The sequence below is a fragment of the Casimicrobium huifangae genome, assembly GCF_009746125.1.
Classification (GTDB): domain Bacteria; phylum Pseudomonadota; class Gammaproteobacteria; order Burkholderiales; family Casimicrobiaceae; genus Casimicrobium; species Casimicrobium huifangae.
In genome coordinates, this window is the sequence record NZ_CP041352.1 from 4,098,066 (window position 1) to 4,111,781 (window position 13,716).

At 63.7% G+C, this 13,716-nt stretch carries 11 protein-coding genes; 9 read left to right on the forward strand and 2 right to left on the reverse strand.

What is annotated here, in order from left to right; all coding sequences use genetic code 11:
• Positions 1 to 64 precede the first annotated feature (64 nt).
• Positions 65 to 1,561, reverse strand: a complete 1,497-nt coding sequence (locus FKL89_RS18550) for a M48 family metalloprotease (RefSeq protein WP_156864205.1) — start codon at positions 1,559 to 1,561, stop codon at positions 65 to 67.
• Between the two features lie 60 nt (positions 1,562 to 1,621).
• On the opposite strand from FKL89_RS18550, the gene moaC reads away from it, so the two are divergent.
• Together moaC and FKL89_RS18560 are read left to right on the forward strand one after the other, a co-directional pair.
• Entirely contained in the window at positions 1,622 to 2,110 is a 489-nt protein-coding gene (gene moaC, locus FKL89_RS18555) for a cyclic pyranopterin monophosphate synthase MoaC (protein ID WP_156864206.1), read from the forward strand.
• Between the two features lie 35 nt (positions 2,111 to 2,145).
• A complete protein-coding gene (locus FKL89_RS18560) occupies positions 2,146 to 4,551 on the forward strand; it encodes a DNA internalization-related competence protein ComEC/Rec2 (RefSeq protein ID WP_156864207.1) in 2,406 nt (801 codons plus the stop codon).
• A 29-nt stretch (positions 4,552 to 4,580) separates the two neighbouring features.
• On the opposite strand, the gene FKL89_RS18565 is transcribed toward FKL89_RS18560, so the two are convergent.
• Entirely contained in the window at positions 4,581 to 5,570 is a 990-nt protein-coding gene (locus FKL89_RS18565) for a M14 family metallopeptidase (RefSeq protein ID WP_156864208.1), read from the reverse strand.
• A gap of 141 nt (positions 5,571 to 5,711) precedes the next feature.
• Here FKL89_RS18565 and FKL89_RS18570 point away from each other — a divergent pair, with 141 nt between their 5' ends.
• From FKL89_RS18570 to FKL89_RS18600, 7 genes are all read left to right on the forward strand, one after another.
• Complete coding sequence (locus tag FKL89_RS18570; RefSeq protein ID WP_420361150.1) at positions 5,712 to 7,262, forward strand: ABC transporter substrate-binding protein; 1,551 nt, start codon at positions 5,712 to 5,714, stop codon at positions 7,260 to 7,262.
• 10 nt (positions 7,263 to 7,272) lie between these two features.
• Positions 7,273 to 8,709, forward strand: coding sequence for an aldehyde dehydrogenase family protein (locus FKL89_RS18575; protein WP_156864210.1), 1,437 nt, complete (start codon positions 7,273 to 7,275; stop codon positions 8,707 to 8,709).
• Between the two features lie 75 nt (positions 8,710 to 8,784).
• Complete coding sequence (locus FKL89_RS18580) at positions 8,785 to 10,257, forward strand: sensor histidine kinase (protein WP_156864211.1); 1,473 nt, start codon at positions 8,785 to 8,787, stop codon at positions 10,255 to 10,257.
• A 31-nt stretch (positions 10,258 to 10,288) separates the two neighbouring features.
• Positions 10,289 to 10,855, forward strand: a complete 567-nt coding sequence (locus tag FKL89_RS18585) for a hypothetical protein (protein WP_156864212.1) — start codon at positions 10,289 to 10,291, stop codon at positions 10,853 to 10,855.
• A 3-nt stretch (positions 10,856 to 10,858) separates the two neighbouring features.
• A complete protein-coding gene (locus FKL89_RS18590) occupies positions 10,859 to 12,202 on the forward strand; it encodes a sigma 54-interacting transcriptional regulator (RefSeq protein ID WP_156864213.1) in 1,344 nt (447 codons plus the stop codon).
• 30 nt (positions 12,203 to 12,232) lie between these two features.
• Complete coding sequence (gene dut, locus FKL89_RS18595) at positions 12,233 to 12,688, forward strand: dUTP diphosphatase (RefSeq protein ID WP_156864214.1); 456 nt, start codon at positions 12,233 to 12,235, stop codon at positions 12,686 to 12,688.
• Positions 12,688 to 13,593, forward strand: a complete 906-nt coding sequence (locus FKL89_RS18600; RefSeq protein WP_156864215.1) for a PfkB family carbohydrate kinase — start codon at positions 12,688 to 12,690, stop codon at positions 13,591 to 13,593. The genes dut and FKL89_RS18600 overlap by 1 nt, the downstream gene beginning before the upstream one ends.
• Positions 13,594 to 13,716: the final 123 nt, after the last annotated feature.

Sequence of the window (13,716 nt, forward strand, 5' to 3'; positions counted from 1 at the left end):
CCAAAGTCGACTTTTCACAAATTTCACCCGTGAGCCCATTGCTGATGGGCTTTCCAGTGAAAAGTCATTCAAAAAGAGCGCGTCGTTCGTTCTGTCGCGCGACCTGCATTTCCCGCTTCAGCTCGCGAGCGCGGGCTTCGACGTAGCTCGCTTCGTAATAGTCGCCATCGCCAGCCTTCGATGCCAGCTCGAACTGGTCGATCGCGCCGCGCAGATTGCCCTGCCGGGCGTACTGTTCGCCAAGGAAGCGGTGCTGCCGCATCTTGTAGCCGGCCTCGGCCGACGCCCGCGCCGCGAGCTCCAGCAGTTGCACGTCGTCGGGCCGCTTGGCGAGACTTTTCTCCAGCGACGTCAGCGCACGTTTGGGCTCTTTCGACCGCAGCAGCACTTCCGGCAGGTCGTAGTGAAGCTGCCAGTGGGTGGGGAATTCGGCGATCGCGCGCTCGTAGTGGCGTACGGCAGCAGGAATTTCCTCGTTCTGCACCAGCACCTGGCCAAGCATCGCGGCGATCATTGGATGATGCACGCGCGCCGCCTCCAGCGTGGCTAGCTCGCGCTTGGCGCGCTCGAAGTCTCGCGCGCGCAGCAGCGCTGCCGCGAGTCCGTAGCGGGTCGCCGCTTCCGACGCGAACTTGCGGTCTTCCAGCGCGGACTCGAAGAATGCCACCGCCGTTTTCGGCTCGCCCACATAGCTGCGCAGCAGCGCACGAACATAATGGAAATCAAGGCTTTCGCGGGCCAGCTTGAATTCACTGTTGGCCGAGCGGGAACGGGCGTCGGCGATCCGCTCGACGGTCACCGGGTGGGTACGCAGGTAACCCGGCACCACGCCGGTATCGGAGAGCGAGGTGGAACGCTGCAGCCGCTCCATGAAAACGCCCATCGAGGCGGGGTCGAACTGTGCGCGCGCGAGATATTGGAAGCCGATGCGGTCTGCCTCCCTTTCGTTGTCACGCGAAAAATTGAGGTAGCTCTGCACCTGCGCCGCCTGGGTACCCAGCAAGGCGCCCTGCGCGGCGTCGCCCTTGCCTTTCGACGCCGCCAGCACGGCGCCAGCGAGCCCGGCAATGCCAATCCATGCGTTCTTGCGCTGGTCATCCATCATGCGCGCGTAGTGCTTCTGCGTGACGTGCGCCATCTCGTGCGAGAGCACGCTGGCCAGCTCACTCTCCGACTGCGTCAGCAGCACCAGGCCGAGGTTGACGCCGATGTAGCCACCGGGCATGGCGAAGGCGTTGACCCCCGGGTCACCCATGGCAAAGAACTCGAACTTGTCGCGAATGGTCGGATTGGCATCGAGAATGCGACGCCCGAGATCGTTGAGATAAGCGTTGACTTCAGGGTCATTCAGCCAGGCGCCGCTGGCGCGAATCTCGCGCATCGCTTCGGCGCCGAGCTTGCGCTCCTGCTGGCCAGTCACCAAAGCACCCGAGCTGTCGCCCAGTTCGGGCAAATTGGTCTGCGCAACTGCAGGCAGGACAGTGGCCACGAATGGCAATGAAAGGGTCAGTGCAACAGCCGCTGCGACAGGCTTGGCCAGAACCGGGAAGGGGAAACGCATGTTGCTAAGATAGCTGAAATGCCCCAGCGGTTCCTGACCGGACCGCAATTCGAGCGCGCCATGACCGAACCGTTACAAACGCTTACACATTTCGACGCGACCGGCCAGGCGCACATGGTCGACGTTGGCAACAAAGCAGAAACAAAGCGCGTCGCGCGTGCGACTGGTCGCATCACGATGCTGCCAGCCACGCTGGCACTGATCGAAAGCGGTTCGCACAAGAAAGGCGACGTACTGGGCGTCGCCCGCCTCGCCGCCATCCAGGGCGCCAAGCGATGCGCCGACCTGATTCCGCTGGCACATCCAATCCCGCTGACGCGCGTGGCCGTGGAGTTCGCGGTCGACAACGCCCGCAACGGCGTGCGCATCGACGTGACGGCAGAAACCGTTGGCCGCACCGGTGTCGAGATGGAAGCACTGACCGCCGCCAGCGTCGGCCTGCTCACCATCTACGACATGTGCAAGGCAGTCGATCGTGGCATGACGATCAGCGATGTCCGTCTGCTCGAAAAGCTGGGCGGCAAGTCGGGGCACTGGCAGGCGGAATAGCCGCCGCGACGGCAGATCGCCGGGCCGGATTGCCAATGCGCACGCTGCTGGTTTTGCTGACGGGCTGCGTCGCGGTTGGGCTGGCGCAGCTGGTGCCTGAACTGCCACCGCGCTGGGTATCGGTGGTGACGCTTTCCGGCGCTTCGCTGTTGGCAATCGCCTTGTTGTTTCGCAAGTCGCAGACGCCGTTGCTCGTGGCGCTGATACTCGCGATCGCCATTGGCGCCAGCTACACATGCCTGCGCGCCGAGCTGCGCATGGCCAGCGAACTGCCGCGCGAATGGGAAGGCCGCGACGTTGAACTGATCGGCGTCATCGACGAACTGCCCCAGGCCGACCAGCAGGGTGTACGTTTTGCCTTCGCGGTCGAGCGCGTACTCACGCCAACTGCAGTGGTGCCGCCGCGAGTCGCGCTGGGGTGGTACAAGGCAACCGTGCGTGAGCTGCAGAGCGAACCATTGCCCACACTGCACGCGGGTGAGCGCTGGCAGTTGACGGTTCGTCTCAAGCGCCCGCATGGCTATGCCAATCCGAATGGATTCGATGTCGAGGCCTGGCTGCTGGAAAACAGCCTGCGCGCCACCGGTAGCGTGCGCAACGACGAACCGAATCGCCTGCTGGCAACGAATGCCGGGCGGGCGATTGATCATCTCAACCGTTTGCGTGAACGGCTGCGCGAGCGCATGCAGCAGGCGCTTTCCGGGCAACGCTACGCCGGGGTGCTGATCGCGCTGGCGATTGGTGACCAGCGCGCGGTGAGCGAAGCAGACTGGTCATTGTTCAACGCCACTGCGGTCTCGCATCTGCTCTCGATCAGCGGCGCCCACGTGACACTGTTCGCCGGCTGGATGGGCTGGCTCACCATGGCCGGATGGCGCCGCTCACCACGACTGCTGGCGTGGCTGCCGGCACAGCAGGCAGCTGCTCTGGTCGCCGCCGTAGTCGCCGTCGCCTACGCCGCACTCGCTGGTTTCGAGGTGCCCGCGCAACGCACCTGCTACATGCTGCTCGCGGCGGCGTTTGCCCTGATGTTGCGACGGACGCTGTCGCCTTGGCTGATTCTGGTGCTGGCGCTAACCGTGGTACTGGCGATTGATCCGTGGGCGGTGCTCGCCGTGGGTTTCTGGTTTTCGTTCGGAGCTGTGGCCTTCCTGCTGTACGTCTCCGTCGGTCGTGTCGGTGGTCGACCCTGGTGGCATACCGTGCTGGCAACGCAGGCGGCAGTAACGCTCGGCCTGGCGCCACTCTCGCTGGCGCTGTTCCAGCAGGTGTCGCTGGTGGGGCCGCTGGCGAACGCGGTGGCCATTCCACTGGTGACGTTGCTGGTAGTGCCGCTGACCTTGCTGTGGCTGGTAGTTCCACTGGACGCCCTGCTGCTTGCCGCGCACCAGCTCATGCTGTGGCTGGTGCAGGGCCTGCAGTGGTTGTTGACCTGGCCGGCCCCATTGTGGATGCAGCACGCGCCGCCGTGGTGGGCAGTCGCCCTCGCGATTGCCGGCTGCGTCGTGATGCTGGCGCCACGCGGCTGGCCGCACCGGTGGCTGGGTGCGCTGTGGTGTCTGCCGCTCTTCACTGTGGTTCCGCCAGCGGTTCCTGAAGGCGAGTTTCGTCTGACGGCGCTCGACATCGGGCAAGGTACCACCGCCATCGTTCAGACTGCCAATCACACGCTGGTCTACGACACCGGGCCGCGCTGGACCGACAGCGCCGATGCCGGCTCGCGACTGATTGCACCTTATCTGCGCGGGAGCGGCGCCGGGCGTATCCATGGGCTGGTGGTTAGTCATCTCGACATCGACCACAGCGGCGGTGCGCGATCACTGCTCAATATGTTGCCGGTGGACTGGATGCTGACCTCAGTATTCAACGAAGCCGATATCGTGACGGTCGCCCGCTCACGCTCGGTGACGCCGATTGCCTGCATCCGAGGGCAGTCCTGGCAATGGGATGGTGTCCGCTTTGAGGTGCTGCATCCGGAGGCGGACAGCTACCTCGAAGCAAAGCTGAAGACGAATGACCGTTCCTGTGTCATCAAGGTCAGCAGCGCACAGTTCAGCGCATTGCTGACCGCCGATATCGAAGCACTCAGCGAACGGGCATTGGTCGAGCGCTACGCCGATCAGTCCACCATGTTACGCAGCGACGTGCTGCTGATGCCGCATCACGGCAGCCTGACCTCATCGACACCAGCTTTCATCGACGCCGTCGCACCCAAGCTGGCGCTGATCAACGCCGGCTACCGCAACCGTTTCGGTCATCCGCGCGACGCAGTGCTGGCGCGCTATCGCGAACGCGACATTGATGTGCTGCGCACCGACTGGCATGGCGCAATCGTGCTCGATTCGGTGCAAGGCGTCACCAGCGCGAGCAAATACCGCGACGTGCGCCGCCGTTACTGGCTGGATCGACCTGATCCCGCCGATCAGCGTCCTCTGGAATAGCAACGCTGCGGGGCCGTCAGCGCGAATATTCAGGCGCGGAAGCGACCGATACGCACCGCAGTCTGTCCGACCTTCGGTTGCGGCACCGGCATCACCATGACAGCATCGGCGTGCGGTGTGCGCACCTCAACATCACCATTCATGGCCAGCAAGGTGCCTGCGTACGGAAACACCTCCAGCCCCAGTAGCGGCCGGATCCATCGAAATTGTGGGTTGGCCACGGTCACCACGGCATCGATGTCAATCACGCGCTGCGCTACGGGCACCGACTCACCAACAGATGCAAGCGTTGAAGCGAGCTTCGCCAACGCTGCCGCATCCAGAACCTCGAAGTGGCGCAGAAAACGCAATGTGACATGACGCGCAACGTCGCCGACTGCGGCCTCCCAATGTTGCCCGCACTCCACCAGCAAGGCGCTGCGCGGATGCAGCGGATCGCCGAAGTCGGCGTAGTCGCGCAGCCGCTTGCCAGCGGCATGCCCGGAATCGACCAGGATGTGCTGCGGCGTACCAACGGCCCGGGCCAGCGCCAACCCCTTGTCGGTGTCGCCAGCCAGCGCAATCGGCGGTGCCGGCTCCAGCATCGAATGCAGGTCAAGCAGGTGATCGACGGTGTCGTAAAACGGCCGCAGTTCGCGGGCGCGTCGCAGCTCCCGGGAGTCGCGCGGGCCGTTCAGCGTAGCCACATCCCACAGGCGGTTGAAGTCCTCATCGACGCAACGTGATTGAAAGGGTTTCGCGGCGTCGAAGCTGTGATAGGCATCAACGTTGGCAAACGCGACAGATAGTGCGCCGCGTGCCGGACGCAACCCTGCTGCCAGCTCCCTGAGCAACCAGTCGCCCGCAATCGCGCCACAGACTTCATTGCCGTGCACCAGCGCATTCACGCACACATGCGGCCCCGGCGCGACACCGGTGTAGGTCCACACGTGGGGAATAGCCTCGTCACGCTCGTTGCCAGCGCGACCTGCGGCCCACGGGCGAATGTCAGGAAAGGCAGTTTCAATTCGTGCGTTCATCGGCGAGTGTCGTTGCGTTACTGCGCGAGCCAGGGTGTGGCGGCGCGGTCGGTTATTCTGTTGCTTTGCATTTCAGCCGTACGATCAGGGGGTCTCATGCGTTCACACAGAACTATCGTGTCGGGAAGGTTGCGCAGGATTATGGTGTTGTGCGGCGCAGCAGCGGCCAGCGCCGCGCTATTTGCGCAATCGATCACCATTGGACTGTCTGGTGACATCACGGCGTTCGATCCGCACTATCACAACGTCGGGCCGAACAATTCAGCTGCAGCGCACGTGTTCGAGCGCCTGGTGGCGATGGACGAACAGCAACGCCTCAAACCCGGTCTCGCACTGTCGTGGAAGCCCGTCGATGACCTGAACTGGGAATTCAAGCTGCGCAAAGGCGTGAAGTGGCATGACGGCAGTGACTTCACCGCCGACGACGTGATCTTCACCCTTGACCGCGTGCCGAAAGTGCCCAATTCGCCCTCGTCGTTTTCCACCTATGTGCGGCCGATCAAGGCGATCAGGGCGATCGATGCCCACACACTGGTGATGACGACCGAGAAGCCGCATCCGCTGCTGCCCAACGATCTGTCAACCGTCTATATCGTCTCCAAGAAAGCGGCTGCCAGCGCCAGTACCGATGACTTCAACAGCGGCAAGGCGGCCATCGGCACCGGGCCGTACAAGCTGGTCCGCTTTGCCAAGGGCGATCGCCTCGAACTGGCCCGCAACGATGCCTGGTGGGGCGGCAAAACTCCGTGGGAGAAGGCGACCCTGCGCATTCTGACCAATGACCCGGCCCGCGTCGCCGCCTTGTTGTCAGGCGACATCCAGGCGCTGGAAAACGCGCCGACGGCGGACATGGCCCGGCTCAAGAACGACAAGAACCTCTCTCTTGCCCGCGTCGGCTCGAACCGGTTGATCTACCTGCACCTTGATTCCAATCGCGATGTGTCACCCTTTGTCACCGACAAGCAGGGCAAGCCGTTGACCAAAAATCCGCTCAAGGATGCCCGGGTGCGCAAGGCGATTTCGCTGGCGTTGAATCGCGACGCCATCGTCAGCCGCGTGATGGAAGGCGAGGCCGTCGCCGCCGGCCAACCGCTGCCGGATGGCTACCCCGGCACGTCTAAAAACCTGAAGCCCGACAAGTTCGACACAGCGCAGGCGAAGAAATTGCTGGCCGAGGCTGGTTATCCGGATGGCTTCGGCATCACTATCCATGCGCCGAACAATCGCTATGTCAACGATGAACAGATCGCGCAAGCGGTGGCGCAAATGCTGAGTCGCGCCGGTATCGCGACGAAAGTCGATGCGATGCCGTCGTCGGTCTACTTCACCCGGGCAACCAAACTCGAATTCAGCCTGATGCTGCTGGGCTGGTCGGCCGGTTCGGGTGAAATGTCCGACAGCCTGCGACCTCTGCTTGGCACTTTCGATGCGAAGAAAGGCTGGGGTAACGCCAACCGCGGGCGCTACTCGAACAGCAAATTCGATGCAATGCTGGAAGACGCACTGGTCACCATCAACGACGCCAAGCGAGAGGCGCTGCTGGCGCGGGCGACGGAAATTGCGATGGCCGATCAGGGCATCATTCCGCTGCACTTCCAGATGAATGTGTGGGCGATGAAGAAGAACCTGAGCTATAGCCCGCGCACCGACGAATACACCTTCGCCTGGATGTTCAAACCGGTCGGCAAATAGCGCGCAAGCCATGAGCACCCATTTCATCGGCAATCGCCGCGTCGCTGGCAGCAGCGGCGAAACCATTCCGGTTCTCGACCCCAGCGACGGCCAGGTGTTTGCACACATCGCGCGCGGCAATTCGGAGGATATTCGCCGTGCCGTCGCCGCGGCCCGCGCGGCCGCTGACGGCGGGACATGGGGCCGCCTCGCACCGGTCGAACGCGGTCGCCTGCTGCGCAAGCTGAGTGACGCGCTACTGGCACATCACGACGAGTTGGCACATCTTGAAATGCGTGACTGCGGCAAGCCGGTCAAGCAGGCAATAGCTGATGCCACTGCGGTGGCGCGTTACTTCGAGTTCTACGCGGGCGCCTGCGACAAGCTGCACGGCGAGACCATTCCGTATACGCCCGGCTATGCAGTGATGAGCTTCTACGAGCCGCACGGTGTCACCGGACACATCATCCCGTGGAACTACCCGATGCAAATATTCGGGCGTTCGGTGGGTGGTGCGCTCGCCGCCGGCAATGCATGCGTGGTGAAACCTGCCGAGGACGCCTGCCTGTCGCTGTTGCGCATCGCCGAGCTGGCGGTTGAATGCGGCTTTCCGGATGGAGCCCTGAACATTGTCACCGGCTACGGCCACGAAGCCGGGCAGGCACTGGCCGATGCAGCAGGTATTGATCACATCTCGTTCACTGGATCGGCACGCGTCGGCACCCTCATTGCACAGAGTGCCGCCAGACGACATGTGCCGGTGACGCTGGAGCTGGGCGGCAAGAGCCCGCAGATCGTGTTTGCCGACGCCAATCTCGACGACGCGCTGCCGGTGATTGTCAATGCCATTGTCCAGAACGCCGGACAGACCTGCAGCGCAGGCTCGCGTCTGCTGGTTGAGGCCAGCGCCTATGAGCGCGTACTCGAAGCGGTGGGGGCTCGCATTGCCACCCTGAAGGTAGGCCCTGCCGTGCTCGATTTTGATGTCGGTCCCCTCATCCGTGCCAGCCAGTTGCAGCGCGTGGAGGGTTTTCTTGCTGATGCCAAGGCGTCCGCCATGCGCAGCATTGCCCAGGGCAGCATCGCGCCTGAATCCCCGGCCACCGGCTTCTACGCCAGGCCGACGCTGATTGCCGACGTGCCGATGGAAGCGCCACTGGCCTGCGATGAAGTGTTCGGCCCGGTGCTGGCCGCAATGCCATTTCGGGATGAGGCAGACGCCATCCGGCTCGCCAACGGCACCGAATATGGCCTGGTCGCCGGCGTGTGGACGGAAAACGGCGGGCGAGGATTGCGCATGGCCCGCGCCATCAGAAGCGGCCAGGTGTTCATCAACAACTATGGTGCGGGCGGCGGCGTGGAGCTGCCCTTTGGCGGCGTCAAATCGTCTGGCTATGGGCGCGAAAAGGGCTTTGAGGCGCTGTATGGTTTCAGCGTCATGAAGACGGTGGTCATCCGCCACGGCTAGCAAATCGTACGCCGGCGCCGCTCGCCGGCATGTGGCCCTGAAGGCCATGCTTGCAGCGCGCCCTAAAATGCCGGTGTGTACTACCCGCGCTCCCTGACCAACGTCATCCTCGCGTGCTTCGTGCTTTCCGCCGTGCCGCTGGTGGTGGCATTGGCCGAGCTGGCATTCGGCCTCGACGCACTGGCCAAGCGCTCGCAGCTTTCGGTGCGGGAAGCGGAGGCCGCCAGTTCAGCGTCGCGCGAACTGCGCGATGTCACCGGCAAGATCGAACGCGCCGTACGGCAATCCATCGTCCTCGAAGACGCGTCGCTGATCGACGGCTACCGCAAACTCGACGCCCAGCTTGAGCAAGCCTTGATTCGCAGCCAGAGCCTGCCGCTGGCGGACGACGAGCGCGCCGCCATCAAGCAGGTCAGCACGCAGCGCGTAGTGCTGGCTGCCGCGCTGCGCAACGGCGTGCCCGACGCCAGTGAGCGACCGCGACTGGCGGAGACTGCTGCCGATCTCGCCGACAGCGCGGCGCAGGCTGCGGCCATGCTGGGTCGTGTCACTGAGCGGGAAGTGGTGACGCTGCGTGAAATGGCCGCGAAAACCCGTGAAAACTGGCCGTGGTTCCTGGGTATTGCTGCCGCTACTGCCCTGCTGCTGGCGATCGGTTTTTCAATCCTGATTTCGCGACCGCTGCGCAATATCGACCGCAGCATCCGCAAGCTCGGACGTGGCGAATTCAATGAAGACATCTCGATCAATGGCCCCCGCGACCTGCGCTCACTCGGCGAGCGGCTCGACTGGCTGCGCCGCCGCCTGCTTGAACTGGAGACGCATCAGAGCCGTTTTCTGCGCCACGTGTCGCACGAACTGAAGACGCCGCTGACGGCAGTGCGCGAAGGTTCGGAACTTCTCAACGACCGCATCGTCGGAGAAATGTCGACGCAACAGACCGACGTGGTGCGCATCATCCGCGACAACACGGTGTCGCTGCAGCGGTTGATCGAAGACTTGCTGTCCTACCAGCAGCATAAAAGCGCGGCCCCGCTGAAGCTGGAAACTGTCGAGATGAAGCCGATCATCGAGCGGGTCGTACGCGAGCATCGGCTGGAGATGCTGTCGCGTGCGATTTCAGTCGAGGTTCGGGGCGAAGCGCTCACGCTCAAGGGCGATCGCGAGCAGTTGCGCGTGGTGCTGGATAATCTGGTGTCGAACGCCATCAAGTACACGCCGCGCGGCGGCAAAGTGCGGATCGTCAGCAGCATCGACGGTGGCATGGCCCAGATCGATGTCGAGGATGATGGCCCCGGCGTCGCCCTGGAAGAGCAGGAACGGGTGTTCGAATCGTTTTATCGTGGTGACGCCAGTGCCAATGGCAAGGTGAAGGGCTCCGGTCTTGGTCTCGCCATCGTTCGTGAATATGTACTTGCCCATCAGGGCCACGTGTTTATCGTGGAGCCAGGCAAGCCGGGCGGACGCTTTCGGGTTCGCCTGCCGCTGGATTTGACGCGTGGCGGCGCACCGCTCACGCTGACCGAGGGAGACTCAATTGCAGTTTAGGGAACGGCGAACACCCATCGCCGCAAGTGTCGTGACCATTGTCGCGCTGGCGGGCTGTGCCACGGCGCCTGACATTCCGCTGTTGCCCAAGTCGCCACCGCCGGCGGTGACGCAGACGGTGTACGTGCCGGTTTATGTTGAGGTCGAGAAGCAGGCGCCGCCGCCGCCGGCGCCAGAGCCGGTGAAACTGCCGGATGATCAGGAGCAGAGCCTCGCGCTGCTGGTGGAGATGGCGCGTGCCACGGGCGGTAGCGCCGACGATCTGCGCAAGGAATACAACGCTGCGCAAAACGCCTTCAACAAGGAGCGCACACCGGTCAATCGCATGCGCTATGCCTGGCTGTCCGCATTGCTCGGGCCGGGCGCCGGGGACGACGCGCGCCTGCAGGGCCTGCTGGAACCGCTGCTGGCCAAGAATGGCGGGCTCGCGGCGAACCACCCATTGCGACCGGTCGCCGACGTATTGCTGGCGCAGATCGCCGAACGCACACGTCAGGTGCGAGACGAGCAGAAGCGGGCAGACGCCTTGCAGCAAAAGCTGGATGCGCTGAAGGCAATCGAAAAGCAGTTGCTCGATCGAGAGCGACGGAGAAACTGAGCGATGGCAGCAGAGATCCTTCTTGTTGACGACGATCCCGATCTGCTGAAGCTGATTGGCCTGCGGCTTTCGGCAGCGGGCTATCGTGTCAAGACGGCGGAAAGTGGCGAAGCGGCGCTGGCGCAAATTGCCGTCACGCGCCCGGCGGTGGTCGTCACTGACCTGCGCATGCCCGGTATTGACGGCATGCAGCTCTTTGAACAGATCAACGCCCAGCATCCGACGCTGCCGGTGATCATTCTGACCGCGCACGGCACCATCCCCGACGCGGTGGCTGCCACCCAGCGCGGGGTCTTCGGCTTTCTGACCAAGCCGTTCGACCCGCAGGAATTGCTGAAAAAAGTGGCGCAAGCGGTTGCCGTCGCTGGTGAATCGCGCGAAGCCCATGCCGGCAGCGATGACGCCTGGCGCGCCGAAATCGTGACCCGCAGCGCCAAAATGGATGACCTGCTGCGCCGGGCTCGGCTGGTGGCCGACTCGATGGCTTCGGTGCTGGTGCTGGGCGAATCCGGCACCGGCAAGGAGCTGCTGGCTCGCGCGATTCATGCCGCCAGCAATCGCGCCGGCAAGCCATTCATGGCCATCAACTGTGCCGCCATCCCGGAGCAATTGCTGGAAAGCGAGTTGTTCGGCTATGCCAAGGGCGCCTTCACCGGCGCGGCAACCGCACAGCAGGGGCTGTTTCAGGCGGCTGACGGCGGCACCCTGTTCCTCGACGAAATCGGCGACATGCCGCTGTCGCTGCAGGCCAAGCTGCTTCGCGTGCTGCAGGAGGGCGCTGTGCGCCCGGTGGGTGCCACCCAGTCGGTCAACGTGGACGTCCGCATCATCTCGGCAACGCACCGCAATCTCGACCAGATGCGCGCCGACCGCACCTTCCGTGAAGATTTGTTCTACCGGCTCAATGTGGTGGCGCTCAAGCTGCCGTCGCTGGCAGAGCGGCGGGAGGACATCCCGCTGCTGGTCAATCACTTCCTGAAAAAGATCGCCACGCGCTACCGCAAGACCGTGCCGACACTGGCGCCGGACGCGCTGGCAGCGCTGGTCGCGGCACCGTGGCCCGGCAATGTGCGGCAACTGGAAAACCTGCTGGAGCAGGCCGTGGCGCTGTCCACCACGCACGTCATCCCGCTGTCGCTGATCCGGCACAGCCTTGACGACAGTGCGGCGCCGCTGGTCTCCTTCGAAGCGGCACGCAAGACCTTCGAGCGCGACTACCTGGTGCGCATTCTCAAGCTCACGGCCGGCAACGCGGCACAGGCCGCGCAGATGGCCGGGCGCAACCGTACCGAGTTCTACAAGCTGCTACAACGGCACAATCTCGAACCGGGCATGTTCAAGTCCTGAACCGAGCCCCCTATCGTCTTTCCGCTGCTCATGAAGATTCAGTTCAAGGTACTGCGCGAATCTGCGCGCCAGAATTTGCCAGCCTACGCGACGACCGGCTCCGCCGGTCTCGATCTGCGTGCCTGCATCGATACCGCGATTGAGCTCGCGCCCGGGGCCACCACCTTGATCCCGACGGGCATCGCCATCCACATCGCCGATCCTGGTTATGCGGCGCTGATCCTGCCACGGTCAGGCTTGGGTCACAAGCACGGCATTGTGCTTGGCAATCTGGTGGGGCTGATCGATAGCGACTATCAGGGCGAACTGATGGTGAGCTGCTGGAACCGCAACGCTGCCGGCAGTGCCGCTTTCACCATTCAACCGCAGGAGCGCATCGCGCAACTGGTGATCGTGCCGGTGCAGCAAGTGCAGTTTCAGGAAGTGGCCGAGTTTTCCGCCAGTGACCGCGGCGCCGGTGGCTTTGGCAGTACCGGACGCTCGTAATGACTCACAAGCCCCGTGTCATCTGCCTCGGTGTCGCAACGCTCGACCAGATTTTTCGTGTCGACACCATTCCGGAGGCACCGGCCAAATTCGGGGCACTGGAATTCATCGTCACCGGTGGTGGCATGGCCGCCAATGCGGCCGTTGCCGTCAAGCGCCTGGGTGGCGAGGCACAGTACTGGGGCCGCGTTGGTGATGACGATGTCGGCGACCAGATCTTGCGCCAGCTTGAGCGCGAAGGGGTCGATGTATCGCATGTGTTTCGCCTGCCCGGAGCGCGCTCGAAAACCTCGGCGATCTTGGTTGACAACCGCGGCGAGCGCCTGATCTGCTCAGCACCGGCCCAAGGCTATCCGGCTGACACATCATGGCTTCCGCTTGGGGAAGTGCAGCACGCCGACGCCGTACATGCCGATTCGCGCTGGAAACCGGGCGCCATCGCCCTGTTTGATGCGGCGGCGGCAGCCGCCATCCCAAGCGTGTTCGACGCCGATGCGGGCGACCCTGAAGAAGTGCTCACTATCGCGCAACGGGCGACACATCCGGTATTCAGCGAACCGATGCTGAAAAGTCTGGGGTTCGGCGCGCCAGACGTCGCCATTCCGCGCGCCTTCGGTGGCCGCAACGTGATCTGCGGTGTGACCCTCGGCGAGCGCGGCACCTGGTGGTTCGACGGTCAACGCCTGCAGCTCACCCCCGCACGCCCGGTGCATGCAATCGACACGCTGGGCGCCGGCGACACCTGGCATGGCGCGCTCGCCTTTGCGCTGGCCGAGAAGCAGCCGCTCCGGGAGGCGCTGCAGTTTGCCACCGACGTGGCCGCACTCAAGTGCACGCGGTTTGGCGGGCGCAATGGCATCCCCACTCGCGACGAGGTCAATGCGTTTCGCGCCACTTTTTGCTGAAAAGCAGTTGAACTTTTCTGCCCGCGCCACATCTTATGGTTGTGGCAAGACGATACGCAGTTGACCCCTCTGCTGCCGTGTCGTTGTCCTCCCAGGATGGGCTTCCCCCGGCTCATCCGTGGT

Bases quoted from the DNA above. Each gene is read 5' to 3' on its own strand.
- FKL89_RS18550 (WP_156864205.1), bottom strand. From the start codon at position 1,561: ATGCGTTTCCCCTTCCCGGTTCTGGCCAAGCCTGTCGCAGCGGCTGTT.
- moaC (WP_156864206.1), top strand. From the start codon at position 1,622: ATGACCGAACCGTTACAAACGCTTACACATTTCGACGCGACCGGCCAG.
- FKL89_RS18560 (WP_156864207.1), top strand. From the start codon at position 2,146: ATGCGCACGCTGCTGGTTTTGCTGACGGGCTGCGTCGCGGTTGGGCTG.
- FKL89_RS18565 (WP_156864208.1), bottom strand. From the start codon at position 5,570: ATGAACGCACGAATTGAAACTGCCTTTCCTGACATTCGCCCGTGGGCC.
- FKL89_RS18570 (WP_420361150.1), top strand. From the start codon at position 5,712: ATGGTGTTGTGCGGCGCAGCAGCGGCCAGCGCCGCGCTATTTGCGCAA.
- FKL89_RS18575 (WP_156864210.1), top strand. From the start codon at position 7,273: ATGAGCACCCATTTCATCGGCAATCGCCGCGTCGCTGGCAGCAGCGGC.
- FKL89_RS18590 (WP_156864213.1), top strand. From the start codon at position 10,859: ATGGCAGCAGAGATCCTTCTTGTTGACGACGATCCCGATCTGCTGAAG.
- dut (WP_156864214.1), top strand. From the start codon at position 12,233: ATGAAGATTCAGTTCAAGGTACTGCGCGAATCTGCGCGCCAGAATTTG.
- FKL89_RS18600 (WP_156864215.1), top strand. From the start codon at position 12,688: ATGACTCACAAGCCCCGTGTCATCTGCCTCGGTGTCGCAACGCTCGAC.